The 25,277-nt window shown below is 69.3% G+C and carries 25 protein-coding genes; 13 read left to right on the forward strand and 12 right to left on the reverse strand.

Translation table 11 applies throughout. The annotated features are described in order from the left end of the window. Together OG210_RS34155 and OG210_RS34160 are read left to right on the forward strand one after the other, a co-directional pair. Positions 1-355, forward strand: a 355-nt coding sequence (locus OG210_RS34155) for an alpha/beta fold hydrolase (protein WP_371540835.1), incomplete at its 5' end; no start/stop codon positions are given. Further along, positions 352-1,728 carry an MFS transporter gene (locus OG210_RS34160; RefSeq protein ID WP_328333913.1) on the forward strand — a complete coding sequence of 459 codons (1,377 nt, stop codon included), beginning with the start codon at positions 352-354 and terminating at the stop codon, positions 1,726-1,728. The genes OG210_RS34155 and OG210_RS34160, both read left to right, overlap by 4 nt. 158 nt (positions 1,729-1,886) lie before the next feature. Here OG210_RS34160 and OG210_RS34165 read toward each other — a convergent pair whose 3' ends face one another. The 4 genes from OG210_RS34165 to OG210_RS34180 form a co-directional block, all read right to left on the reverse strand. Then, positions 1,887-2,420 (reverse strand): DinB family protein, encoded by a 534-nt coding sequence (locus OG210_RS34165; protein ID WP_328333915.1) that lies wholly within the window; start codon positions 2,418-2,420, stop codon positions 1,887-1,889. Positions 2,421-2,453: 33 nt separating this feature from the next. Further along, positions 2,454-3,521: an NAD(P)/FAD-dependent oxidoreductase gene (locus OG210_RS34170; protein WP_328333917.1), complete on the reverse strand. Its 1,068-nt coding sequence runs from the start codon at positions 3,519-3,521 to the stop codon at positions 2,454-2,456. Positions 3,522-3,561: 40 nt separating this feature from the next. Then, positions 3,562-3,696, reverse strand: coding sequence for a hypothetical protein (locus OG210_RS34175; RefSeq protein WP_328333919.1), 135 nt, complete (start codon positions 3,694-3,696; stop codon positions 3,562-3,564). 139 nt (positions 3,697-3,835) lie between these two features. After that, entirely contained in the window at positions 3,836-4,750 is a 915-nt protein-coding gene (locus tag OG210_RS34180) for a LysR family transcriptional regulator (protein ID WP_328333921.1), read from the reverse strand. Positions 4,751-4,921: 171 nt separating this feature from the next. On the opposite strand from OG210_RS34180, the gene OG210_RS34185 reads away from it, so the two are divergent. From OG210_RS34185 to OG210_RS34205, 5 genes are all read left to right on the forward strand, one after another. After that, on the forward strand, positions 4,922-6,256 hold the full coding sequence (locus OG210_RS34185) for an MFS transporter (RefSeq protein WP_371534663.1): 1,335 nt from the start codon (positions 4,922-4,924) through the stop codon (positions 6,254-6,256). A 316-nt stretch (positions 6,257-6,572) separates the two neighbouring features. After that, a complete protein-coding gene (locus OG210_RS34190) occupies positions 6,573-7,532 on the forward strand; it encodes a sugar ABC transporter permease (RefSeq protein WP_328333926.1) in 960 nt (319 codons plus the stop codon). Then, the gene (locus OG210_RS34195) at positions 7,529-8,407 is read left to right on the forward strand and encodes a carbohydrate ABC transporter permease (protein ID WP_328333928.1); all 879 of its coding nucleotides are present in this window, start codon (positions 7,529-7,531) and stop codon (positions 8,405-8,407) included. Before OG210_RS34190 ends, OG210_RS34195 begins: the two co-directional genes overlap by 4 nt. Next, positions 8,404-9,771 (forward strand): ABC transporter substrate-binding protein, encoded by a 1,368-nt coding sequence (locus OG210_RS34200; RefSeq protein WP_328333930.1) that lies wholly within the window; start codon positions 8,404-8,406, stop codon positions 9,769-9,771. The genes OG210_RS34195 and OG210_RS34200 overlap by 4 nt, the downstream gene beginning before the upstream one ends. Continuing rightward, positions 9,768-10,475 (forward strand): glycerophosphodiester phosphodiesterase, encoded by a 708-nt coding sequence (locus OG210_RS34205; protein WP_328333932.1) that lies wholly within the window; start codon positions 9,768-9,770, stop codon positions 10,473-10,475. Before OG210_RS34200 ends, OG210_RS34205 begins: the two co-directional genes overlap by 4 nt. Positions 10,476-10,536: 61 nt before the next feature. On the opposite strand, the gene OG210_RS34210 is transcribed toward OG210_RS34205, so the two are convergent. Together OG210_RS34210 and OG210_RS34215 are read right to left on the reverse strand one after the other, a co-directional pair. After that, on the reverse strand, positions 10,537-11,226 hold the full coding sequence (locus OG210_RS34210) for a response regulator (protein ID WP_328333934.1): 690 nt from the start codon (positions 11,224-11,226) through the stop codon (positions 10,537-10,539). Next, the gene (locus OG210_RS34215; protein ID WP_328333936.1) at positions 11,223-12,881 is read right to left on the reverse strand and encodes a sensor histidine kinase; all 1,659 of its coding nucleotides are present in this window, start codon (positions 12,879-12,881) and stop codon (positions 11,223-11,225) included. The genes OG210_RS34210 and OG210_RS34215 overlap by 4 nt, the downstream gene beginning before the upstream one ends. Positions 12,882-13,174: 293 nt before the next feature. Between OG210_RS34215 and OG210_RS34220 the strand changes: the two genes are divergently transcribed. From OG210_RS34220 to OG210_RS34235, 4 genes are all read left to right on the forward strand, one after another. Then, a complete protein-coding gene (locus tag OG210_RS34220) occupies positions 13,175-14,035 on the forward strand; it encodes an ABC transporter ATP-binding protein (RefSeq protein WP_328333938.1) in 861 nt (286 codons plus the stop codon). Further along, complete coding sequence (locus OG210_RS34225) at positions 14,032-14,910, forward strand: ABC transporter permease (RefSeq protein ID WP_328333940.1); 879 nt, start codon at positions 14,032-14,034, stop codon at positions 14,908-14,910. Before OG210_RS34220 ends, OG210_RS34225 begins: the two co-directional genes overlap by 4 nt. Positions 14,911-15,056: 146 nt before the next feature. Next, entirely contained in the window at positions 15,057-16,142 is a 1,086-nt protein-coding gene (locus OG210_RS34230; protein ID WP_371534659.1) for an ABC transporter substrate-binding protein, read from the forward strand. Between the two features lie 364 nt (positions 16,143-16,506). Continuing rightward, complete coding sequence (locus OG210_RS34235) at positions 16,507-17,100, forward strand: RICIN domain-containing protein (RefSeq protein WP_328333944.1); 594 nt, start codon at positions 16,507-16,509, stop codon at positions 17,098-17,100. A gap of 107 nt (positions 17,101-17,207) precedes the next feature. Here OG210_RS34235 and OG210_RS34240 read toward each other — a convergent pair whose 3' ends face one another. Then, positions 17,208-17,786, reverse strand: coding sequence for a TetR/AcrR family transcriptional regulator (locus OG210_RS34240; protein ID WP_328333946.1), 579 nt, complete (start codon positions 17,784-17,786; stop codon positions 17,208-17,210). Positions 17,787-17,882: 96 nt separating this feature from the next. Here OG210_RS34240 and OG210_RS34245 point away from each other — a divergent pair, with 96 nt between their 5' ends. Then, positions 17,883-18,338, forward strand: a complete 456-nt coding sequence (locus OG210_RS34245) for an anthrone oxygenase family protein (RefSeq protein WP_371534656.1) — start codon at positions 17,883-17,885, stop codon at positions 18,336-18,338. 170 nt (positions 18,339-18,508) lie between these two features. On the opposite strand, the gene OG210_RS34250 is transcribed toward OG210_RS34245, so the two are convergent. Further along, positions 18,509-18,853, reverse strand: a complete 345-nt coding sequence (locus tag OG210_RS34250; RefSeq protein WP_328333950.1) for a MerR family transcriptional regulator — start codon at positions 18,851-18,853, stop codon at positions 18,509-18,511. Positions 18,854-19,560: 707 nt separating this feature from the next. Here OG210_RS34250 and OG210_RS34255 point away from each other — a divergent pair. After that, positions 19,561-20,010, forward strand: coding sequence for a spore-associated protein (locus OG210_RS34255; RefSeq protein ID WP_328333952.1), 450 nt, complete (start codon positions 19,561-19,563; stop codon positions 20,008-20,010). Positions 20,011-20,109: 99 nt separating this feature from the next. Here OG210_RS34255 and OG210_RS34260 read toward each other — a convergent pair whose 3' ends face one another. The 4 genes from OG210_RS34260 to efeB all read right to left on the reverse strand — a co-directional run bounded on the left by OG210_RS34260 (position 20,110) and on the right by efeB (position 25,199). Next, positions 20,110-22,941 carry an amino acid adenylation domain-containing protein gene (locus OG210_RS34260; RefSeq protein ID WP_371534654.1) on the reverse strand — a complete coding sequence of 944 codons (2,832 nt, stop codon included), beginning with the start codon at positions 22,939-22,941 and terminating at the stop codon, positions 20,110-20,112. 4 nt (positions 22,942-22,945) lie between these two features. Further along, on the reverse strand, positions 22,946-23,581 hold the full coding sequence (locus OG210_RS34265) for a condensation domain-containing protein (protein ID WP_371540116.1): 636 nt from the start codon (positions 23,579-23,581) through the stop codon (positions 22,946-22,948). Then, positions 23,493-23,765, reverse strand: coding sequence for a hypothetical protein (locus tag OG210_RS34270; RefSeq protein WP_371534652.1), 273 nt, complete (start codon positions 23,763-23,765; stop codon positions 23,493-23,495). Before OG210_RS34270 ends, OG210_RS34265 begins: the two co-directional genes overlap by 89 nt. Before the next feature lie 201 nt (positions 23,766-23,966). Then, positions 23,967-25,199: an iron uptake transporter deferrochelatase/peroxidase subunit gene (gene efeB / locus OG210_RS34275; RefSeq protein ID WP_328333956.1), complete on the reverse strand. Its 1,233-nt coding sequence runs from the start codon at positions 25,197-25,199 to the stop codon at positions 23,967-23,969. Positions 25,200-25,277: the final 78 nt, after the last annotated feature.

Here is a 25,277-nt window from a genome sequence, read left to right on the forward strand (position 1 = left end):
GCGGATCAATCCGCTCTCGCAGGATCCCGCCTACGTCGAGGAACTGCGGCAAACCCACTACCACGACACCGCTCCGGACCGCTTCGACCGCTGGCGCTCGGCACTGAGCCCCGACCTGCCGCTGGCGATCCCAACCACCCCGGTCATCGTGACTCCGCAACGCTGGGGGAGCGTCCCGCGGACCTTCCTGCGCTGCGCGGACGACCGGGCGCTGCCGCCGGCCGTGCAGGATCTGATGATCGCGGAAGCCGACCGGGCCATGCCCGGCAACCCGTTCACCGTGCGCACCCTCCCGGGCAGCCACAGCCCGTTCGCCGCCCGGCCCCGTGAGCTTGCCGCGGCGCTGCTGCCGTGAGCGGCGGACGCCTCGTGCTGCCGGTGGTGCTCAGCGCCACTTTTGTGCAACTGCTCAACGTCACTGTCGCCCAGGTGGCTGCGCCGGCGATACAGGCCGGCCTGGGCGCCGGTCCGGGCTCCGTGCAACTGGTCCTCGCCGGATACACCCTGACGTACGCGTGCCTGCTCATCCCCGCAGCACGGCTGGGCGACCGGTACGGCTACCGCCGGCTGTTCGTGGCGGGCACCGTGATCTTCACCGCGGGTTCGGTGGCCGGCGCGTGCGCCCCCGACGCCGTATCGCTGATCACGGCCCGGCTGGTGCAGGGCGCGGGCAGTGGTCTGGTCGCGCCCCAGGTCCTCTCGCTCATCCAGGCCGCCACTCCCGCGGCACGCCGGCCGCGCGCCTTCGGCCTGTACGGCGCCACCATGGCCGTCGCGTCACTGGCCGGGCCGCTGATCGGCGGCCTCGTCCTCAGTGCCGATCTCTTCGGCCTCGGCTGGCGGCCGGTGATGCTCCTCACCGTGCCGGTGGCGCTCGCCTCGCTGGCCGGAGCGACCGCGCTGCCTCGCACCCGCGGGGCGTACGGACTCCGCGTCGACAAGCTGGGTGGGCTGCTGGTCACCGTGGGAGCCGGCGCGCTGGTCCTGCCCCTGGCGCTGGGGCGGGAAGCAGGCTGGCCCTGGTGGACGTGGGCCGGTTTCGCCGTGGCTGTGGCTGCCCTCGGCCACTTCGTCCGGAGCCTCCCGCACCGGCCTGACCCGCTGATCCATCCCGCGGTGCTGCGTGACCGGTCGGCGCGGACGGGCACGTTGTTGGTGTTCGTGTTCAACACGGGCGTTCCCTCCTTCACCTACCTGCTCTTCCTCCACCTCCAGTCCGCCGTCGGGTACTCGGCCCTGGCGGCCGCGCTGACGTCGGCACCGTTCGCCGCCGCCGCTGTCGCCGGCAGCAGAGCCGCGCCCGCTCTCACCCGCCGGCACGGGCCGACGGTGCTCACCGTCGCCTCCCTGGTGCTGGCCGGGATGTGCCTGGCGCTGGCCCCGCTCGTCGACTCGGCGGCGGGACGCCAGGCGGCACTGCCCGTGCTGGCCGTCGGCGGAGCCGCGTTCGGCGCCTTCACCGCGTCGGTGTTCGCCCTGGTCCTGGCCGAGGTGCACGGCCCCGCCGCCGGTTCGGTCTCCGGACTGCTGCCCACAGCACAGCAGCTCGGCGGATCCATCGGAGTGACCGCGGCCGGACTCGCCTACTACGCCCCCGCCGCCGATGCGGACACCGCGTTCCGGCACGCCATGTTCTACCAGGTCGCCGCCTTCACGATCACCGCGCTGATCAGCCTCCGGCTCCGCCACCGGCCTGACACCGAGCCTGTGCACGGCCACAGTGGTTAAGCCGAAGGGCACTTATGTAGGACGCGCAGCTGAGCTCCGACGACGGCGTCGGGACGGGTAGACGCCCGGGGCGCTATCAACTCCCGCCAGCCGGCGAGGTCGTGGATGGCCCACATGTGGTGCTCGGCGGGATCAAGGCGGATCCGGCGGAGCCGGGGTCAGGCACAGGGGTTGCAGACGAGGTAGCCGTCGACGCGGCTGAGCCAGTCCGAGGCCGGATCCGGAGGGAGGGCGTGGCCGAGGCTGTCGGCGCGGACCTCGCTGATCCACTGGTCGTGCTGGTACTCGTGGTTGATCAGCACGGTCAGCAAGTGATCAGCGACGACGGCCAGTTGGGCGGGAGCGCCGACCTTGCCGGCGGCGATGTCTCCGATGCGGGCATGGACGCGTGTCGCGACGGTGTCGCGGAAGGCGGTGAGGCGTCCGACGGTGGGCAGGGCGCCGCGGAACTTCTCCGGGTTCGCCGAGTCCATGAGCCCGTCCAGTTCCGGGTCGGGGCTGGGTTCGGCGGCGGTGAGGTTGCGGATCATGAAGTGGGCGACATGGGCCTGGTGGCCGAGGTGCCAGCCGATGGCGCTGGAGTTCTCGTGGGGTCGCCAGGTCACCTCGTCCGGGGTGAGGTCCTTCCACAGGTCGTCGGTGTAGGCGCGGGCGCGATCGTACTCGCGCAGCAGGGCGTCGATGCGGTGCATACGGTTGCCTTCCTCAGTTGGGGGACGTGGGTTTCAGCCGGACAGACCGGACATGATCGTGTGCGTCGCCCGTTCCGCTGCGGCGAGGGCGCCTTCGATGTGGCCGGCGAAGTCCGGGGCGGTCTCGGTGGAGGCCCAGTGCAGCCGTCCGTCCAGGGCGGGCTGCTGGTACAGCTCATGGCCGAACAGCTGGTAGGTGGTCAGGCGGAGCACATCCCCGGGGGAGGTCCACTCCTCCTGGCCCCAGTCCTGTACGAGCAGTTCGGCGGGGTGCCCGGCCTGGGGGCCGTACATGGCGGCGAGTTGGGCGCGTACCCGGTCCTCGAAGCGGGGGCGGCCGGCGGGCTGGGCCCGGGCGAAGCCGGACAGCACGGCGGGGCTGCCGTCGGGCCCGGAGATGTCGTGCACCTCCTGCAGCGGGCCGAGGCGGCTCACGCCCGCGCCCGCGAGACCGGCTTCGCGCCAGAACGGGTGCTCGTAGCGGGCGAGGACCTTGGCGACGGCGCCCATCCACACGGGCGTGAAGCGGGCTGCCTCGGCCAGATCCGTGGGGAGCCCGCCGTCGAAGTCGACGCGGGCGACGGCGAGCGCCGGGGGTACGGCGAGCACCACGTGACCAGCGCGCAGCACCGCGTCCGTGGTGTACACCTCAAGGCCCTGCCCGGCGGCGGCGCGGCGGATCGCGGTCACCGGGGTGTTCAACCGGACGGCCTGGTCGGGGAGGCTGGTTGCCATGCCGTGGGCGAGACCGGCGGTCCCCTTCACGAAGCGGCGGGCGGGTCCCTCGGCCAGGTTGCCCGGGTAACGCTGCACTCCCTCGGCGGTCTGGAACATCGTGTCGCCCGCAAGGCGGTGGGCGAAGGAGTCGACGCCGAGGTCTTCCGCGAGCTGAGCGATGCGCGGCTCGTTGTCCCAGAACCAGCTGGCGCCCAGGTCCATGGCGCCGCCTTCGGCGGGGATGCTCAGCACGCGGCCGCCCACCCGGCCGCGGGCCTCCAGGACCAGGGTGTCGCGTCCGGCGCCACTCAGTGCGGTGGCCGTGGCGAGGCCGCCGATGCCGGCGCCGACCACGATGACGTCATGCGTTGCCTGCTGCGGCAAGGCGAATCCCTTCTCTGCGTACGCCTCTCTGTGTATTCCGTCAGGCGTCGGCGGTGTCGGCCGGTTCGGTGGCACGCACCATCCGGAGGCGGGCGTGCCCCGCGCGGACCGCGCCAGCGGCCTGCTGCGGGCCCGGACTCGGGTCGACCTGCAGTGTCATTTCGAGATGGGCCATGGTGATGCCTCGCAGGCTTGTGAGAGGTGTGCGATCCAGTGGTGAACCGCTCGACTCCTGGGACGTTACGAGCCGTCTACGGTGCCCGGTAGGCGAGGCCGGTGAATCCGGGTATGGCCAGACGGTATGGCTGCGGGTCTCAGGCTGCCGTCTGCCGGGTGGCTGCGAGCCCGTCGGCGAGCCGGATGAGGTCGGCCGCGAGAGGGGATTCGGCGCTCCACACCGCCTCGAAGGAGATCTGTACCGCGCGCCCGTCGTCCATCAGTGGGCGGTAGGGCGTGCCGGGGGAGGCGAGCTTGGAGCGGGGGACCATCGCCGAGCCCAGGCCCAGCTTCGCCCAGTGCTGCAGGACGCTGTAGCTGGCGGCCTCGCCGGGATAGGTGCGCAGCGGGGTCTCGTGGGCCTGGAAGAGCCGGCTGGTGAACGTCGTCAGGCCGCAGGTGTCGGGGACGAGGATGAACTGCTCGTTCTCCACCTCCGCCAGTTCCACCGGAGCCCCCTCACCGGGCTCCGCGTCCCCCCAGCCGTTCTCGGGGCCGACGACGACGATCGGCTCGACGTCGATGACCCGGTGCTCGAAGCGCGGCATCGCGGACACCGCCGGGATCAGGATGAGGTCGAGTTCACCGGCGCGCAGCTCCGCGCGCAGCTCCGCCATGTCCGCCTCGCGCAGTACGAGGTCACGGGCCACGGGCAGGCCGCGGACCATGGCGAAGGACCGTGCGACCAGGTCCGGTGCGATCAGCGGGGACATCCCCATCCGGATCTTCCGCTCTCCGGGTTCGGTCAGCCGCCTGGCCTCCGCCGCGACGGCGTCCAGGGCGGCCACCGCGGAGGAGATCAGCGGCAGCATCCGGGCGCCGAAGGCGGTCGGGGTCACCCCGCGCGGAGAACGGTCGAACAGCTTCTCGCCCAGGCGCTCCTCCAGCTTGGCGATCCCGTTCGACAGTGCGGGCTGCGTCACGCCGTACGCCCGGGCGGCCGCGGTGAACGACTTGGTCTCGCCGACCGCCTGCGCGTAGCGGAGCCCTTCGAGGTTCATCCGCTCGCTCATAGCCATTGTCTATATCCCTATTCAGTGCTGTGCCCTACTGGGGGTCACGTACTGCTCTTATGGTTGGCGGTCGTTCGTCCAACATAACCGAAGGCTATGTGCGGGGCCGTCCGTCCAGCATCCCGCACCAGCTGTGCGCCACCAGGTGGCATCCGGAAGGAGTACCGGGACGTGACCGCGTCACAAGGGCAGGAACAGGGCATACGCGCTGTGCCGTGGCAGAGCGAAGCGCATGTGCGTGCCGTGCAGAAGCGCACGGTCCGGCTTCTGTCGGCGGCCCAGATTCTCGGCGGGATCGGTATCGGGGTGTCGGTGTCGATCGGCTCACTCCTTGCCGAATCCGTCGCCCACAGCGAGACCTACGCCGGCCTGGCCCGCACCGCCACCACCGCGGGCGCCGCCGTCATCGGCATCCCCCTCGCCCTCCTCGCACAGCGCCGCGGACGGCGGACCGCTCTGAGCACCGGCTGGCTCACGGCCGCCGTCGGCGGGGCCGTCCTGGTCATCTCCGCGGTGCTTGTGTCCGTACCCCTGCTCATCGTGGGGATGCTGCTCTTCGGTGTCGGCAGCGCGACGAACCAGCAGAGCCGTTACGCGGCGGCCGACCTGGCCGCCCCGCACCGTCGGGCCCGTGCCCTGTCCGTCGTGGTGTGGTCGACGACCATCGGTTCCGTCATCGGCCCGAACCTCGCCGGTCCCGGCGACCGGGTGGCCTCCGTACTGCACCTTCCCCCGCTGGCCGGGGCGTTCGTCCTGGCCGCCCTCGGTGTGGCGCTGGCGGCACTGCTCCTGTGGGCCGGGCTCCGCCCCGACCCGCTGCTGCTCGCCCAGCAGAACCCCGACACCGAAGGACAGCCGGCCGGCGGGTCGCGTGCACAGGGGCAGGCGGGCGGGGCCGCCGCACAGGCGCGGGATGCGCGGACCGGTACGGTGCGCGCGGGCCTGCGCCATCTGCGTTACTCGCCGCGGGTGGCCTTCGCGTTCGTGAGCATGGTCGTGGCCAACACGACGATGGCGGCGGTCATGACGATGACGCCCGTCGGCATGGCGGAGCACGGCGCGACGCTCACCGTCGTCGGCATCACCATCAGCGGTCATCTGCTGGGCATGTACGCGTTTTCGCCCGTCGTCGGCGCTCTCGCCGACCGGTTCGGCCATCTGCCGATCGCCCTCGCCGGGCAGGCCGTGTTCCTCGCCTCCGCGCTGCTGTCGGGGCTCAGCCATGGCTCGGTCGCCCTGCTGATGACCGGGCTGTTCCTGCTCGGCCTCGGCTGGTCCTTCAGCGTGGTGGCCGGCTCCGCGATGCTCAGCGAGGCCACGCCCACCGCGCTTCGGCCGGGTGTGCAGGGCGCCACGGACACCGCGATGAACGTCGTCGCGGCCGTGGGCGCCGGCCTGGCCGGGCCCCTGATGCACCACATCGGCTTCGGCGGGCTCAACGCCGCGGCGATGGTCCTCGTCCTGCCGGTGCTCTTCTTCCGGCTCCGTCTCGCCCGGGCCCGCTGACCGCCCTCCCCGACCGCGGCGCCGGCCACCGCCGGCCGGCCCCGCCCTTCCGGGCCGGCGCCCTCCTGGTCGTCGGCCGCGCTCGCCGGGCCGTCATCGCACGACAGATGTGAGACGGCCGCCGCCCCCTGACGCTCAGGAAAGCGCCAGGTCAGGGCGGAAATAGTTGATATCGCGCGGGGGTCGTCCGGCGTCCTGGCTGCCAATTCGTAACACGCAGCGGTGTTCTCTTCTCGTTCACTTTGTTGGTATTCCTAGGGCCGGTACCGCGCCCGGCCGGGGGCGCCGTACGCCTCACCGGAAGGACAACGCTGTCTTGACGAGCGAGTTAATGCAGGACGGCAGAGCCGCCCCGCCAAGTCCGGCGACTGCCGGTGGGACAGGGCTCAGGACCCGCGCACGGCGCCGGCGGCGCGAGTACCTGCTGTTCGCCGCCTTCGCCGCCCCGAACTTCTTCTTCCTGCTGGTCTTCGCTTACTGGCCGGTGATCTACAACGCCTATCTGAGCCTCACCGACTGGGACATGGTTTCCTCGTCGTGGCACCTGATCGGCCTGGACAACTACACGTCGCTGTTCGCCGACCCGGACTTCCGCGGCAGCCTGTGGACGACCGTGCTGTTCGTCGTCGGAATCGTCGCGGGCGGACTGGTACTCGGCCTCGCCACCGCCCTGTTGCTCAACCAGCGGCTGCGCGGGCGGGACGTCGTACGGACGCTGGCCTTCACCCCGTACGTGCTCTCCGGAGCCGCTGTCGGCACCCTGTGGCTGTTTCTCTTCGATCCCAACTACGGGCTGATACGCCCCTTGCTCGCCCCCCTCGGCCTGACCGCCCCGGCGATGATGACCGACTCCAAGTGGGCGCTGTCCGGTCTCGTCCTGGTCTACCTCTGGAAGAACACCGGCTTCGTCGCCGTGGTCTACCTCGCCGGTCTGCAGGGCTTGCCCCGGGACGTGTTCGAGGCGGCGGCCCTGGACGGCGCGGGAGCGTGGACGCGGCTGCGCCGCATCATTCTGCCGCTGCTCTCGCCCGTCACCTTCTTCCTGCTGGTGACCTGCACCATCAGCACCTTCCAGGCATTCGATGTGATCGCCATGATGACCAACGGCGGCCCCGGCACCTCCACTTCGATCCTCAGCTGGTTCATCTACGACCAGGGCTTCCGCACCTTCGACGCGGGCCGGGCATCGGCCGGCGCGATGATCATGTTCGTGGTGCTGCTGCTGATCACTGGATTCCAGGCGCGTTTCCTCCAGCGAAAGGTGCACTACCAGTGACAAGCACCGACTCCCTGCCGGACGCCCGCCCGGTCGCCACCGACAGCCCCTCCGGTGCCCGCCGTGCCCAGCGCTTCGGCCTGTACGCGCTGCTCGTCCTGGTCGCCGTCATCGCGGGTGGTCCGCTGTACTGGATGATCTCCTCGGCGCTGAAGACCAACCCGCAGATCTACAGCTACCCCCCGCACTGGATCCCCACGGACCTGCGGTGGTCCAACTTCTCCGACGCCTGGAACGCCGCGCCGTTCGGCCGGTTCTTCCTCAACTCTCTGATCGTGTCGGTGATCGGCACCGCGATCGAGCTGATCGCCGCCCTGCTGTGTGCGTACGCATTCGTGTTCCTGCCGTTCCCCGGCAAGAAGGTCCTCTTCCTGTTCCTGCTGGGCGCGATGATGGTGCCCGGCCACGTCACGCTGCTGCCGAACTTCCTGACCATCGCCCAGCTCGGTTGGGTCAACTCCTATGCGGGCCTGATCGCGCCGGGCCTCGGCTCGGTGTTCGGCACCTTCCTGCTGCGCCAGCACATGCTGACACTGCCTCAGGAGGTCACGGACGCCGCGAAGATCGACGGTGCGGGGCATCTGCGCATTCTGTTCCGGGTGGTGCTGCCGATGTCGCGCCCGATGGTGATCACCGTCGCCCTGGTCGTGATGGTCGGCAAGTGGAACGACTTCATCTGGCCTCTGATCGTGACCAGCAGCGCGGACATGCGAACCCTCCCCATCGGCCTGCTCTTCCTCAAGAACACCGAGACCTTCGCCAACTGGGGAGTGATCCTTGCCGGTGCCGTCATGGTGATCGTGCCGGTCCTCGTCGTGTTCTTCTTCGCCCAGCGCTACATCATCGCGGGGCTGACGCAGGGAGCCGGGAAATGACGCGTACGTCGCTGCGGGAGCTCGCGGGACCCGTGCTCGGCCGACGCAGGGCGCTCGGGGCAGGCGCGGGGCTGGGCCTGGCCGCGGCACTGAGCGCCTGCGGCCAGACCACGGGGACTGTCGCACAGCCCGGCGGGTCGGTGCCCGATGCGTTCAAGGGGCGCACCAGGGTGGTGCTCTGGTCGACGTTCGCGGATCCGGTGGGCCCGGCCCTGCAGAAACTCGTCGACGCCTTCAACCGCGAGCAGCGGGACGTGTACGTGGAGGTGCAGTTCCAGGGCACCTACGACGAGTGCGCCCAGAAGGCGGTCATCAGCCTGCTCGGCGCACAGGCCCCCGACCTGTGCGTACTGTCCGACGTGAAGTGGTACAAGTTCTACTTCGGCGACGCCCTGGAACCCTGGGACAGTTACTTCGCACGGGGTGAGCTGGAGCGGACCTACAATCCGCGGCTGCTCAGCGAGGGCACCCGCAAGGGGCACACCTGGTGGCTGCCACTGGCGCGCTCCACGCCGCTCTTCTACTACAACAAGACCCTCTTCAAGAAGGCCGGCGTACCAGTACGCCCCCCGGAGAGCTACGACGAGCTCTACGACTGGTCGCGCCACATCACCCGGCAGAGAGTGGGCGGCAAGCGGGTGGCCCTGGAGGCGTACCAGGCAGTCGACGGGGACTGGCAGTTCCAGTGCAGTGCCTGGCAGTGGGGCGGGGCGTACTCCAAGGGCCTCGACGTCACCATCGACGAGGGCGGCGCCGTGGCGGCGGGCGAGTGGCAGCGCAAGCTGATCTTCCACGACAAGATCGCCTACATGGCGACCGAGCCCACCGCCGACCTGGGCAACCAGCTGATCGCCACGCTCGTCACCTCCACCGGCGGCCTGAAGAAGATCAACGAGCTGGCGAAGGCGAACGGCTGGGAGCTGGGCACCGGCTTCCTGCCGAGGAAGGAGAAGTTCGCGGTCAACACGGGCGGTGGCGGCCTGGGCATATTCAAGCGCGTGCCGCGGGAACGCAAGGAGGCCGCTGCCCGGTTCGTACGCTTTCTGGCCCGCCCTGAGAACGCCGCGCAGTGGGCCGTCGAGACCGGATACCTGCCCGTGGTTCCGGCTGCGGTCAAGGAGCCGACCCTCGCCAAGCTGATGAAGGACGACCCGAACTTCGCCACGGCCGTCAGACAGTTGGACCTCACGCGCGCCTGCGACCAGGTGCGCATGACGATTCCGAATGCGAACGTGCGGATCTACACCGCTCTGCAGCGCATATGGTCGGCGAACGCCCCGGCACAGCAGGCTTTTTCGGAGGTCGCCGACCAGCTGCGCAAGGGCGTCGACCGTTACGGCCCCATGATCGAGGAGCACTTGTGAACCACCCCGTGAGGCGTCCCGTGGTGTACGCACACCGTGGAGCCCGGGCCGACGAGCCGGAGAACACCCTGCGTTCCTTCCGGCGGGCTCTCGCGCTCGGCGCCGACGGCATCGAACTCGACATCCGCCTCACCTCCGACGGCCACCTCGTCGTCATCCACGACAAGGCCGTGGACCGTACGACCGACGGCACCGGTCTGGTCGTCGACTTCACACTGGCCGATCTCCAGGCGCTGGACGCGGGGGAGGGGGAGCGCATACCCACCTTCGACGAGGCGATGGAAGTCTGCGGGGACGTCGTCCAGATCGAGATCAAGGCCCTGGAGGCGGTGCAGGCGCTTGCCGAGCGGGAGCGCCGTACCCCGCTGCCCGCGTCGGTGGTGCTGACCTCCTTCAGCAAGGCCGCGGTGGAGGAGGCCGCCCGATGGCTGCCGCACGTCCCCCGTGGTCTGATCACCCACCACCCCGGCGTCGAAATGATCAAGGATGCGCTGGACCTCAAGGCCACCTGGGTGTGCCCGGAGCTGAAGCCCGAGCTCACCCGGGACCTCGTGGACCGCTGTCACGAGACCGGTATCCAGGTGGATGCCTGGCCCACGGGGGAGCGCGCCCACCTGCTCCGCTGGGTCGGGATCGGAGCGGACGCCGTGACCACGGACCACCCGGGGCGGATCGGCGAGTGGCTTGCCACGTCCGGCAGTTGACGACGTGTCCGGTCTCCTCGGCGGCGGGAGGAGGAGGAGGCCGGGGGAGTGAATCTACGCGTCAGCTCTGAATGCGATAGCGGTGTTCGGGGCGGCCGTTGGTGCCGTAGCGGAGTTCCAGGCGGACCGTGCCCTCCTTGACGAGGTAGGACAGGTAGCGCTGGGCCGTGGCGCGGGAGACGCCGGTCGCCTCGGCGGCTTCGGCGGCCGACAGGGCGCTGCCGGCGGTGCGCAGGGCCCGGTGGATCGTGGTGAGGGTGGGCGCGGAGTGACCTTTGGCCGGGATCCGGGGGATGGCCGGCGGACGGGCGGCGCTGAACAGCGCGTCCACGTCGGCCTGGTCGGCTGTGGTCGTCCGGCTGAGGGAGTCGACGCGGTCGTGGAGCTGGCGGTAGGCGTTGAGCCGTTCCGCGAGGTCGGCGGAGCCGAACGGTTTCACCAGGTAGCCGACCGCACCCAGTTTCATCGCGGCGCGTACGGAAGCGATGTCGTGGTCGGCGGTGATCATGAGGGCGTCGGGGCGGGTGTCGTCCTGGTCGAGGCTGAGCCGGCGCAGGATGTCGAGTCCGCTGCCGTCGGGGAGGAAGATGTCGAGCAGCAGCAGGTCCGGGTGCAGGCTGCGGACCGCTGTCAGTGCTTCGGCCAGGTTCCCCGCCTCGCCGACCACCTCGAAGCCCGGGATCCGGCGTACGTAGTCACTGTGGATGTGGCTGACCCGGAAGTCGTCGTCCACCACGAGGGTGCGGATCATCGGCGGTCGCCTCCCTGTGCCGACCCGGCAGGGAACAGTGCGGCCTGCGATACCGGTGATGTGGCCGGCTGCGGCAGCAGGGCCGTGAAGACCGCGCCCGGGCCTTCGCTGACCGTGATGGTGCCGCCGTGCCGCTGCACCAGCCGGTGCACCAGGGCCAGCCCCAGGCCGCGGCGTGCGGTGTCCCGTTCGGGGCGGGTGGACCAGCCGTCCTCGAAGATCGACTGGGCGGTGCCCGGACCGATGCCGGGACCGTTGTCCGCCACCCGGATGACGATCAGCCCGTCGCCCTCGGCCAGTGTCAGCCGGATCCTGCGTCCTCCGGCGGCGGGTGGTGCCTCGGCCGTCGCGTCGATGGCGTTGTCGAGCAGGTTGCCGACGATGGTCAGCAGGCGCCGCAGGTGTGGTGGGTCGTCGCCGAGAGCGGAGTCGTCGGTGAGGGAGACGCGAACCCCGCGTTCGGCGGCGACGGTGGTCTTGGCAACGATGAGCCCGACCATCAGCGGGTTGCCGATGTGCCGGCGCACGGCCTCGGTCAGGGCCTGCCCGGAGCGGGCCGTCTCGATGGCGTACTCGTATGCGGACTCGTGCTCGCCGATGTCCAGCAGCCCGGCCACGGTGTGCATCCGGTTGGTGAACTCGTGCTGCTGGGCCCGCAGGGCATCGGTCAGTCCGCGTACGGAGTCGAGTTCGCGCATCAGTCCGATCAGCTCGGTGCGATCGCGCACGGTGACCACGGCGCCCAGCTCACGGCCCTGCAGGGTGACCGGCATGTGGTTGACGACGAGGCAGTGGTCGTCGGTCAGGACACTGACGTCGGTGCCGGTCAGGGTGCCGTCCAGGGCACGGCGCAGCCGGCCGTCGGGCAGGACCTCCTCCAGCCGGTGGCCGAGCGCGCTGCCCAGGCCGAGCAGCCGCCTTGCCTCGTCGTTCACGACGGTGATCCTCCCGTCGGGAGCGAAGGCGACGACGCCCTCCCGGATGCCGTGCAGCATCGCCTCGCGGTCCTGCAGCAGGCCGGCGATCTCCTCCAGCTCCAGGCCGAACGTGGTCCGTTTCAGCCGCCGCGCCAGCAGATAGGCCGCTGCCGCGCCGATCGCGGTGGCGATCGCGGCATACAGCGCGAAGAGGGGCAGTTCGTGCCATAGCTCGCCGAGCACGTCGTGTTCCGGGAGGCCCACCGACACCTCGCCGATCAACGCACCGGACGGCCCGTACAGGGGGGCCTTGCCGTTGGCCGACCGTCCGGTCGCGCCCTGGTCGGTGCCGACGTGCGGGCGGCCGTCCTTCACCACGACCGGTTCGGCCACCGGGTCGCCGATCAGGTCGGGTCTGGGGTGCGAGTGCCGTATGCCGTGCAGGTCGATCACGACCACGTACGAGGCCCCGGACGCCCGGCGGATCCGTTCGGCGACCGTCTGCACCACGTCACCGCCGCCCCCGTCCGCCATCGCTCGCTCGACCTGCGGCTCCGCAGCCGTGGTCCGGGCGATGTCCAGGGCCCGCTGCTCGTAGGAGCGGTCGAGTTCGGCCCGCTGCGCGAAGGCGAACAGGACGTAGCCGATCAGTCCGGTCAGCGCGAGGATGACCAGCTGGTTGGCGAAGATCCGGGTGGAAAGCCTCCGCCTTCCTCCGCGGTGTGCCCCCAGTCGCATGGGTATCACGGGTGCCTCTTCGTTCCGTGGTGAGAGGTGCCGGGCCGGCCACGCTGGATGCCCGGGTGGCGTGATTGTGCCTCATGGCCGGGACGCTGCCCACACTCCGTCCGCTGAGCAATACGAGCAGAAGCCCGCTTTACGCAACCATCGCGAGATAGCTCGGAAACGTCGACGTCATACGTGGCCGCCTCTAGCGTCCTGTTCCTCGGCCCGAGAGGCCCCGGGAATTCTCCCGGGAGGCTCCCGGGACAGTCGAGGAAATCCGAGAAGCAGAAAGGAAGCGGCCCCACATGGCTTCGCGAAATGATGTCGCGACGAGCCCGGGCGCCGGTGCGGCGGACCAGGCGAACGCGCGCATCGAGATCTCCGGACTCACCAAGCGATTCCTGACCCCCGCCGGAGAGGTATTCACAGCGCTGCAAGGCGTTTCGTTCACTGTGGAGCCGGGCCAGTTCTGCGCCGTGGTGGGTCCCACCGGCTGCGGCAAGTCGACCACGCTGGGCCTGGTGTCCGGTCTCGACCGGCCCAGCGAGGGCTCGGTCAAGGTCGGTGGCCGGGAGGTGGACGGCATCACCGACGGCGTCAGCTTCATGTTCCAGAGCGACGCGCTCCTGCCGTGGAAGACCGTTCTCGGCAATGTGCTGATGGGCCCCGTCTTCCGTGGGGTGCCCAAGCAGCAGGCACAGGCCTCGGCGCGCGACTGGCTGCGCCGGGTCGGCCTCACCGGGTTCGAGGACCGCTACCCTCACCAGCTGTCAGGCGGTATGCGCAAGCGCGTGGCGATGGCCGCGGCCCTGATCAACGAACCCAAGATCCTGATCATGGACGAGCCGTTCGGCGCCCTCGACGTGCAGACCAAGGCGATCATGTCGACCGAGCTGCTGAGCCTGTGGGAGCAGATCCGCCCCTCCGTCGTCTTCATCACCCACGACCTGGACGAGGCGGTGGCACTGGCCGACCGGGTCGTCGTGATGACGTCCAGCCCCGGCTCGGTCAAGGCGGTCTTCGACATCGACCTGCCCCGCCCGCGCGGTTCGGTCCAGGAGATCCGCTTCCAGCCCCGGTTCATCGAACTCCAGCATCAGATCTGGGACACGCTGCGCGAAGAGGTGGAGCGCGCCTACGCACTCACCGCAGGAGGCAAGGCATGAGTACGACATCCACCGTTCCGGCGGTTCCGGTGGCCGATGGCGGCAAGGGGCCGGCCGTGAATGACGCGCAGCGGGCCGCGCGGCGTCGTGTCGCCCGGGTGTGGGCGGGCCGTATCGGCCTCGCGGTCTTCGTGATCGGCGGCTGGCAGGCGTTCACCAGCTGGGGCATTGTCGACCCGTTCTTCTTCGGGCAGCCGTCGGGCATCTGGCAACGGCTGATCGACCTCTTCCAGCACGGCACCCAGTTCGGCTCCTTCTACCAGAACATCTGGACGACCATCCAGGAGGCGCTCGTCGGCTTCGTCGTGGGCTCCCTCACCGGGATCGTGTTCGGTGTCGCGCTCGGGCAGAGCCGATACCTCTCCGACGTGCTCGGTCCCTACATCAAGATGGTCAACGCGATCCCGCGCATCGTTCTCGGCTCGATCTTCATCGTCGCCTTCGGTATCGGTGTCACCCCGAAGATCCTGCTCGCCGCTGTGCTGGTGTTCTTCATCGTCTTCTTCAACGCCTTCCAGGGCGTCCGCGAGGTCGACCGCAACGTCCTCGCCAACGTCAAGGTGCTCGGCGCCTCCCGGATGCAGACCACCCGGCACGTCATTCTGCCCTCCGCGCTGACGTGGATCATCGCCAGCCTGCACAGCGCCTTCGGCTTCGCCATCGTCGGAGCTCTCGTCGGCGAGGTCCTCGGCGCGCAGAGGGGGCTCGGCCTGGTCATCAAGACCGCGCAGAACAACTTCGACCCCAACGGCGTGTTCGCCACCATGCTCGTCATCGCGGTGATCGTGCTCGGCGCGGAGTGGCTGATCGGCAAGCTCGAACACCGGCTGCTGTCCTGGCGCCCGCCGGCCCCGTCCGAGGCGAACACCCTCTGACCCAAGCCCTCTTGTCCCGTATTCCCTTCCTCGGCTTCCGTGCCTTCTTTCCTCACCGGCAACGAAGAATGCCGTCCCCGCTCCGGGAATTCCGCACCCGCCTGCCCGAACAGACATCAGCAATCCCGAAAGGTGTGAGCCTCGCCATGCTCAGGAGAACCCTCACCGCAGCGATCATCACCGTCCTCGCCCTCGGCACCGCCACCGCGTGTTCCAGCAACTCCGGCAGCTCCGGGTCGTCCGGCTCCGGGGGCACCCCGACCGTCAAGCTCATGGTCGGCGGCATCGACAAGCAGATCTACCTGCCCTACCAACTCGCCCAGAACCTCGGCCTCTACAAGAAGTACGGCGTCAAGGTCCAGCTGAGCACCGAGGAGAACGGTGGTGTCGGAGCCGAGGAGGCCATGGCCTCCGGCCAGGTGGACATGGCCGGCGCCTGGTACAACCACACGATCGAGTTCCAGGCGAAGGGCAAGGCGGTCGAGGACGTCGTCCAGTTGTCGGGTGCGCCCGGCGAACGGGAGATGTGCACCAAGAAGAGCGGCGTGAAATCGGCTGCCGACTTCAAGGGCAAGACACTCGGCGTCACCGACCTGGGCTCGGGCACGGACACTCTCACCCAGTCCATGGCGGCGGCGAAGGGCGTCAAGACCAACCAGTTCCACCGGCTCGCGGTCGGTGCGGGCTCCACGGCCGTCTCCGCGCTGCAGAACGGCAAGGCCGACTGCGTCATGACGACACAGCCGACGGTCGCCGCGATCGAGAAGAAGGGCGTCGGCGCCTCGGCGGTCGACCTGGCCACCACGGACGGCGCCAAGTCGGCTCTGGGAGGCGCCTATCCGGGCGCGAGCGTGCTCGCCCGCAGCGACTGGGTGAACTCGCACAAGGACTCGGTGCAGAGGGTCGTCGACGCGCTCGTCGCCACCATGCACTGGATCGACAAGCACAGCGCGACCCAGATCACCGACAAGCTGCCGGCGTCGTTCGTACAGAACCAGCTGGTCACCAAGGCCGACTACATAAAGGCCCTGGACCAGGACAAGGGCCAGTTCCTGCCGGACGGGATCATGCCGGCGGGCGGCCCGAAGACCGCGATGGCCACCGAGAAACTGGTCGGGACCGTCACCACGCCCGTGGACTTCAGCAAGACGTTCACCAACGACTTCGCCGTCAAGGCCAACAAGAAGGAGGGCTTCACCACCACCACGTCCCCGGCCGGTGCCGACGGCTGACCCGATCCGCGCTCACGGTGCCGCCCCGGCGAACGAAGCCCGGGCGGCAACGGGGCTGTTCACCGTTGTTCACCGTTCTGCAGGCGGGACACCCCGGATCGCTGTCAGCCGGCACCCCGGCCGGGACCTGCCGTCCACGGCCCCGGGGAACAAGTCGGTAGCAGGCGGTCGGTGGAGGAGGTCCGCCCCAGGTGGGGCGACCCTGGTGGGCCGACCTGGTGGGCCGACCCTGGAAATCAGGGCATAGGTGACACCTTGGCCGGTTCTCGTCTCCCTGGCGCGCTGGGAGACAGCCGTAGCCTCGTCGGTGACAGGGGGACCCATCACGGCTGTCCTCCACGCACAAACGGGGGGTTCATCCGGCATGCGTACCATCACCAAACGCGCCATCCAAGGCGCCCTCGCCGCGACGCTCGCACTCGGTGGCATCGCCGCCACCGGCGGCTCCGCGCAGGCGTACGGCAACACCGACTGGTGGAACCCCAACGGCCTGCCCTACTGGCTCGGCGGAAACAACAACACCGGCCGCTGCGTGGACGACTCGTCCGCGCCCAGCCTCCCGGACGGCAACCTGCTGCGCGGCTTTCCCTGCTTCCAGAGCAACTACGACGGGGGCTGGCAGAAGTGGAAGGTGAACGCCATGGCCAACGGCTACGCCCAGCTCAAGAACGGCGCCACCGGACTGTGCCTGGACGACTCCACCCGCTCGGACGGCACCGACTATCTGCGCGGCTTCCCCTGCTACCCCCAGAGCCTCAGCGGCGGCTGGCAGGGCTGGCGGATCGTCAACCGCACGAGAGCGAATGGCTACTACGAGCAGGTGCTCCAGAACGCCGCCACCGGCCGCTGCCTGGACGATTCCAACGCAGGGCCCAACGGCAGCGACCTCCTGCGCGGATACGTCTGCAACGGAACCTCTCAGGACAACGGTTACCAGGGCTGGGATATCTGGACCTGAACCGACCGACCCCGCACCCACGCGCTGCGCCCCGTGTCCGGCTCCGGCCGGCCGGGGCGCGGCCATGCCCCCGGGGGCCCCGGCCGCGTGCCCGCCGGGACGGTGTGTCAGAGCACGGTGAGGCGGTCCACCAGCAGTTCCACCCTCGGCCCGGTTTCCTGCGGCGGCAGCCGTCCCGCGCGGGTCAGGGTCGCCAGCCCGTGCAGGGATGCCCAGAACACCTCGGTGAACAGCCCCGGGTGGACACTGTCCCCTGCGACCTCTCCGAGGCACTCCAGAAGGGCGGCGAACGCGTCCTTGAGAGGTTCCGGGGTGTCCTCCTGCGCGTACGCGAGGCCGCCGTCGAGCTGGAACAGGGCGTCGTAGACCGCCGGGTTGCGTGCGGCGAAGTCGAGGTAGCCGCGGGCGAGGGCGGCGACCCGCTCGCGTGGACCGTCCGCGGCGGCGGTCGCGGCCCGCAGCGCCACGGCCATCTCGGCGGCGCCTTCGAGAGCGACGGCGCCGATGATCTCGCGCTTGCCGCGGAAGTGGCTGTAGAGGACGGGTTGGCTGTACTCGATGCTCTCGGCGAGCCGGCGGGTGGTGACCGCGTCCCAGCCCTGCTGCTCGGCGAGTTCGCGGGCCGTCGCCACGATGAGGCGCTCGCGCTCCGCCCGTTCGCGCTGCTTGCGTTCCTGTACCGACATGATTCGATCCTAGCACCGCTAGACAATCAAGCGGCAGTAGTACTAGCGTTGCCTCATCAGCTAGCAACGCTAGATGCTAGATATCGGAGGGTCATCATGCTCAGCGCACTTGAGGTCGTCACCACCGTGGTCGTCGGCGTGATGGTGGGGGTGGAGTTCTCCGTCGCCTTCGTCATCGGCCCGATCCTCGACGCACTCCCCGAGGACAGCGGCCAACTCGGCCACGCCCACGGGGGCCGGATGCTCGGCGCCGTCATGCCGGTCTGGTACATCGGCTCGCTCGTCCTCGTCGCGGTCCGGGCCGTCGCCGGATGGCACCACCACGGCACCGGCCTCGTCGTCACCGCCGGCGCGCTGCTGATCCTCACCGTGGTCATGTCGCTCCTGCTGCTCGTCCCGATCAACAACCGGAACAAGACGTGGACCCCTGAGAACCGGCCCGAGGACTGGAAGGAGCAGATGAACCGCTGGAACCGCTGGCACTACGTCCGCGTCGCCGCCCTCATCGCCGCCTTCGCCCTGCTGGCCGCCGCCCTCACCTGTACGCCCTGACCGCGACGCCGATGGTGACCAACGGCCTGCTGATCATGCGCGAGACCCGCGAGGTCGCGGCCGTTCCGGCAATGCCCGTTCCGCGGCCCGCCTGAAGCCACCCCCGCCCTCGCCGCAGGGCCGAGCCCGGTTCGCCGTGCCGCTCCACCTCACCGCACAGCGCCGCTGGGTCAGGTCGAGGTCCTCGGGTCCCGCCCGGTGTTGTGTGCGCGCAGTTCCTCGTTGATTCGCTGGGCTTCTTCGAGCTGGTCTTCGAGGATGACGATGCGGCAGGCGGCTTCGATCTGGGTGCCGTTGTCGACGAGTTCGCGGGCTCGGGCGGCGATGCGCAGCTGGTAGCGGGAGTAGCGTCGGTGGCCGCCTTCGGAGCGCAGCGGGGTGATCAGCCGGTTCTCGCCCAGGGTGCGGAGGAAGGCGGGGGTGGTGCCGAGCATCTCTGCGGCCCGCCCCATGGTGTAAGCGGGATAGTCGTCGTCATCGAGGCTGTCGGCGGGGCGGGGACTGCGAGGGGGCATAGAACCTCTTCTTTCGGGGACGCATCGAGGGGCCCGGGTGCCGTACGGCACCCGGGCCCCGAGCTTTCAACACCATCTGCCGGCTGACCGCGCCGGCCTTCTTGTTCCGCGTATCCGCCTGGGAGGGCGGGAGTGCGGGGATCGCGTATGCGTGACCGGGGACCACCTTCCGTTCTGGGGTCTGCGGTACCCGGGCGGCCTTCTTCCTCGCCCGGGCGATCCTGACGGTGTCTGCTCCTTATCTCATTCGGTTTCGGTGAATCGGTCGTACTGCTGGACTTGCGGTACTGCTCGCGGCTCCTGGAGCCGCTCGGCCCGGCAGTCAGTCGTGGGACCCACCGTTTCCGGCCCCGCCACTCCACTGCCGTTCCGCGATCTGCTTGACCTGCATGCACGGCAGTTCATGTCTGCCGTGCCCTCTTCGATGTCTTGGCTACGAGAAGACGCTAACTCCGGCGAAGCCGAATGTCTACTCTGGCCGCGATAGATTTTCTTCGTGGCGCGGGGGAGTGGTTCTACCGTGTCGCACCCGGGGAAAGCGTCTCCGCCGCGCGTGGCTTCGGCCGGCACATGATCCGTCGCCCCACCGCAAGCGTGACCGCCGCGCCCGCCCGCGGGTCCCGCCGTGAAGGCGGCACAACTATCCGTGCCGCTCGCGGGTCACAACAAGTGGGAGCAAACCGCTCCCGGGGACGCAAGGGGGAAATATGAGAATCGCGCACAATATCGCGGCTGCCGGGGCGCTGACCGCACTGGCGGTGGGCGCCACGACCGCGCTCGGCACGACCGCCTCCGCCGCACCCAACGTCACACCCCAGGGCGCCTGCGGCAGCGCCTACAAGACCGTGAACTCGGCGGCCATCGGCTCGCGGGGCACCGTCTACCTCACGTACAACTCCTCGAACGGCAAGAACTGTGTTGTGACCATCCGCTCCGCCCCGGGCAAGGCCACGTACATGTCCACCTACATCTACGTTCCCGACACGGAGGCGTCGGCCGACGACTCCGGCAACTACACGTCCTACGCGGGGCCGGCCTACGCCTATGGCAAGGGTCACTGCGTGAGCTGGGGTGGCACCATCGACAACGTGTCCGTGTCGGTGGAGCACTCCAACTGCGCCGCCCTGAAGGAGTACCGGGTCACCGAAACCCGCTGACCCGGTATCGTTCCCCGGGCTCCTGGGACCGCACCGGGAGAACTTCTGGGCCGGCTTCGGAGAAATCCGGAACCGGCCCGGATCACTTCTGGCGACCCGTCAGCGACGTCGCCGGCATTCACTCAGCCATTTCGACGTCAGCTCTCCCACCAGGGTGAGCATGTCGGGTCGGGTCATCTCCTCATGGCTGCACGGCAGACTCTCCGCTCGCACTTCCCCCGTCACATACGGCGCCCACGCCTCAGCGGGATTCGAGCCTTCGACCTTGCCCGCGGCGGCCACGATGAGCAGCACATCACCCTCATACGCACGAGGAATATGGGCACGCACGATGGCCGAACTGTTCTCAAGGACCCGGAGGTTGAAGGCTTTCTCGTCGTCCCGGAGGATGAACTGCTCCCACTCGGCCGGCAGGAGGCCGTCCTGTGCGTCGAGGGCGAGGGCGTCCAGGCCGAACAGTGCCGGAATCCGGTCAGCCGGATAGGAGTCCATGATCACGATGGCGCCCACCACGTCGCCGGCCTCCTGCAGCTGCAATGCCATTTCATGGGCCACTGCACCGCCGAGCGAATAACCCAGCAGCTGATACGGACCGGTTGGCTGGACGGAACGGATCTGCTCTACGTAGTCGGCGGCCATCTCCCTTATCGACTGCGGCAGTTCCTCCCCACCGGTGAGGCCCTGAGCCTGCACCCCGTACAGCGGATAGTCCGCGGGTATCGATGCTGCCAGCGGCGAGAAGCCCCAACTCACCCCGGTCGCGGGGTGGATGCAGAAAACGGGACTGCTGGTGCCCCGCGTCCGGATCGGCAGGATTCTTGCCAATGCTTCCTCGGACCTGGCGAGGCGCGGCCCTTCGGCGAGCGAGTTGTCGAGGCCGGCGACGGTGGGTGTTCCGAACAATGCCCGTAAGGGCACGTCGAAGCCCAGTCGCGTCCGGATCTGACTGGTCAGGCGCGTTGCCAGCAGGGAATGCCCGCCCAGCTCGAAGAAATTGTCGTCTACTCCGACGGTGGGCAGACCGAGGACGTCCGCGAAAATCTCGCACAGGATCACCTCCCGCATGCTCGAAGGGCCCCGGCCGGTCGCATCGGTGGCGTACTCCGGGGCCGGGAGAGCCTTGCGGTCGAGCTTCCCGTTCACCGTCAACGGCAGAACATCCAGCGGGACGATCGCCGACGGCACCATATGTTCCGGCAACGTACCCGCCAGCCGGGTACGGACGGCCGTGATGTCGACCTGGGTGCCCGCGGCGGCGACCAGATAGGCGACGAGGCGTTTGTCACCGGGCCGGTCCTCCCGGACCAGTACCGCGGCCCGGCCGACAGCGGGGTGGGACTGCAGCGCCGTTTCGATCTCACCCAGCTCGATACGGAAGCCGCGGATCTTCACCTGATCGTCCGCACGCCCCACGAATTCCAACTCGCCCCCGGCATTCCACCGTACGAGATCACCGGTGCGATACATCCGCTCATCCGGGGCCCCGAACGGATTCGCCACAAACCGCTCCGCGGTCAGACCGGGGCGGCCGAGATAGCCGCGAGCGAGCTGGGCACCGGCGAGGTACAGCTCCCCGGTCACTCCGGCCGGCACCGGCCGCAATCCCGCATCCAGTACATAGGTACGGGTATTCCACACCGGGCGGCCCATGGGAACGAAATCACCGGTGTCGGTACCCGGTTCGCAGGTGAACGCCGTCACCTCGATCGATGCCTCGGTCGGTCCGTACAGGTTGTGCAGCGGGATCGGCAGTACCGCATGGAACCGGTCACGCAACACCCCGGGCAGCGCCTCACCACTGCAGACCACCGTCCGCAGGGATGTGCAGTTCCGGGCGGTACGTTCGGCGATGAACAGCTGCAGCATGGAAGGTACGAAATGAGCAACCGTGACGCGCTCACGTTGCACCAGCTCGGCGAGATACTCCGGATCGCGATGGCCACCCGGCCGCGCGAGCACCACTGTCGCGCCTTCGCTCAGCGGCCAGAAGAATTCCCACACCGAGATGTCGAACCCGAACGGTGTCTTCTGCACCACCCGGTCCTCCGGCGTGAGCCGGTACACATCCCGTATCCATGCAAGCCGGTTCACCACACCCGCATGGGACACCACCACGCCCTTGGGCCGGCCTGTCGAGCCCGACGTGTAGATGACGTACGCCGGATGCGACGACGCCAACGCCGTCGGACGGTCGGTATCCGAGAGGTTGTGCCCGTCCAGTGTCTCCAGCACGGCGAAGGTGCCGGGATCGTCCACGGTCAACCGCGGGACGCCTGTCGGCAGTACATCCCCTGACGCCCCTGCCGTACCGACCGCGGCGGCTGTGACGACGAGGGCGGGTTTCGCGTCGTCGAGCAGGTACGCGATGCGGTCGGCCGGGTAGGACGGATCGACCGGTACGTACGCGGCCCCCGTCTTGAGCACGGCCAGCAGCACCGGAACCAGATCGGCCGAACGCTCCATCAGCACCCCGACCCGCCCCTCGGGGCCCGCGCCGTGGGACAGCAGCCGGGCCAGCCGGTTCGCGCGCTCGTTCAGCTCCGCATACGTCAGCCGGGCCCCCTCGAAGACCACTGCTTCCGCGTCCGGCGTCCGTGCCACCTGCCCCTCGAACAACTCGGGAAGCGTGGCCTCGGGAACCTCCCGCGCCGTGTCGTTCCACCGTTCCAGTACGTCCGTGCGCTCCTGGGGGGTGATCACGTCCAGTTCCTCGATGAGCGCATCGGGTTCCAACCGTGCCAAGGCGGTGATCAGTCGCAGAAACCGTTCGTGGTGTGCGGTGTTCTCCTCCTCCGTGCAGAGCGCCGGATTGGCGACGAAGTCCACCCGCAGGCCGTCGGCTCGCTCGTAGAAGACGACCATCAGATCGTCCACCTCACCGTTGGCCAGATACGTGCGTGAGGTGGTCTCGCAGCGCCCGAACCGGGGCAACTTCTCATCCCAGGGCGACCTCGGGGGTGTTCGCCATCCGGTGCAGGTAGATGCCCACGGCGCCGATGAGCAGGGCGGGCAGGGCGACGCCCGACGTACGCGCCAGTACCCGGAGCGACCGCATGACACCGGGAGGGGTCACACCGGTCCGGCGATGCGTGGAGTGGGACGCCGGTGCCGTCCGGCCGGTCAGCGTCACACCCTCCGGTACGTCGGCCATCTGCTCGGCCCAGTACGCCTGGTCACGCCGGAAGTGTTCGCTCTCACGGTACGACGCGTCGTCGGCGAGTACGTCGTCGAGCGACGCGAACGGAGTGGGCGGGGCCTCCCGCCCGTCCTCCAGCGCGGTGTAGATCTCCGTCAGGCGGTCCAGCCACCGGGCGTACCCCAGGAAGTCCAGGGTGATGTGGTGCGTGCGCAGGTAGAGCAGGGTCCTGTCGTCGCCGACCGGGAGGGCGGTGATCACGATGGACACGGGCTCGTTCTGCAGATCCACCGCACGCGCCGCGTCACTGCGCATCCACGCCTCGGCCGCCGCCGCAGGATCGGGCTCATCCCGCAGATCGACCACAGGCAGCCGGTGGTCGCGCGGAGGTTCGACGGCCTGCCGTGGTCCGGCTTCGTCCTGACGGAACCGCAGACGCGCGGATCCGGGTCTCGGCCATCACCTGGTTGAACGCCTTCTCCAGGAACGCAAGCCGTAAGGGCCCCCGGATGTCCAGGTAGTCGACCAGATTCTGGTCCGGGTTCTTCGGATCGATCGCCTGCGCGTACCAGATGCCCTCCTGGGCGGCGGTCAGCGGTCTCCAGTTGAGGCTCGACATATGTACCGCTCCGGATCAGTTGCTCTGTCCCGCGTCGACCAGCCTCTTCCGGCGCATACCGGTGCGGGCCGTCGCGGACCCCGGCGCCTGTGCGCAGGCTTGCGGCGTACGGCGGGGCAGCATCCGGCGGGTCGACGACGTAAGTACTTCACATGACGGGCTCCGAGGCCGGGCGGTTCCCCCGGAGCCCGTACGGTGCCGTCAGGTGAGCAGCCGACGTGCGTACCAGTCCCGGGAGTTGAGCACTCCGGGGAGGGTGAAGAAGTAGCCGCCGCCGAAGGGCTGGACGTAGTCCACGAGGGGTTCGTCGATCAGACGCTGCTGGACCTGTTCGAACTGGCGGTGCAGGTCCTGCTGGTAACACGCGAAGATGTGCCCGCACTGCACGTTGCCGTTCTCGTCCATTCCCAGGTCGTAGTTGTACGAGCGGCGCAGCAGGCGCTGGCTGCTTGTGGAGTGTGTGCGCGGGTTCGCCAGCCGGATGTGGGAGTTGAGCGGAATCACCTGGCCGTGCGGGTCCTTGGCGTAGTCGGGGACGTCGGTCTCCGCGTTGCCGTCCAGCGGGGCGCCGCTGTCCCGGCGGCGGCCGAACATCATCTCCTGCTCGTTGATCGAGACCCGGTCCCAGAACTCCACGAGCATCCGGATCAGCCGGACGACCTGGTAGGTACCGCCCTGCGCCCAGGCGGGCTCGGCCGGGTCGTCCACCCACACCAGGCCCTGTGCCGTCGCGGGGGCGGGGTTCGCGGTGCCGTCCTTGAAGCCGAGCAGGTTGCGAGGGGCGCCGGAGGGGCGCGGCGGCGATCCGTACCCTTCCATCTTCCAGCGCAGCTGCATGCCGCCCCGGGTGTGCTTGGTCAGGTCGCGGATCGCGTGGTGGAGGGTGTCGGGGTGGTTCGCGCAGAGCTGGAGCAGCAGATCACCGTGGCTCCAGCGGGCCTCGGGCGCATCGTTGGGGAAGGTCCGCATTGGGGTCAGGCGCAGCGGCTTGGCACGGGACAGGCCGTACCGGTCGTCGAAGAGGCTGGATCCGACGGCGAGGGTGACGGTCAGACCGTCGGCGGGGACATCGGGCCCCAGTACGTCGCTGTCCGAAGGAGGCTGGCTGACGCCCAGGTCCGGTGGGGTTCCGCCGGAGGTGAGGAAGCGGGCCCGCTCCGTGAGAGTACGCATCAGGTCGACCAGCTCCGGGCGCTTCGCCGCCGTCGCGTCGAACGCGGCGAAGGCGGAGAAGCGCTGCTGGTGCGGGGGGCCCGGGGTGAGGATGCCCGACTGATGGGCGCCGTGGAAGGGGTAGGACGACGCCTCGTGGGAGCTGTGGCCGCCGCTGTTCGCGTCGGCGCGGGCACCCGCGGCGAGAAGTCCGCCCGTCAGGGCGGTGCCGGCGGCTCCGGCGGCGCCGCCCTGTATGAACGTGCGTCGGCTGACGCCCATGGCAGGTCTCCTTGATCGGTCGTGACGGCGGAGCGGATAGCGGAAAGAGGTGGGGGACGCCCGGCGGATTTCGGTCCG

Origin of the sequence: Streptomyces sp. NBC_00466 (assembly GCF_041433995.1) — a bacterium.
In the GTDB taxonomy this organism is placed as follows: domain Bacteria; phylum Actinomycetota; class Actinomycetes; order Streptomycetales; family Streptomycetaceae; genus Streptomyces.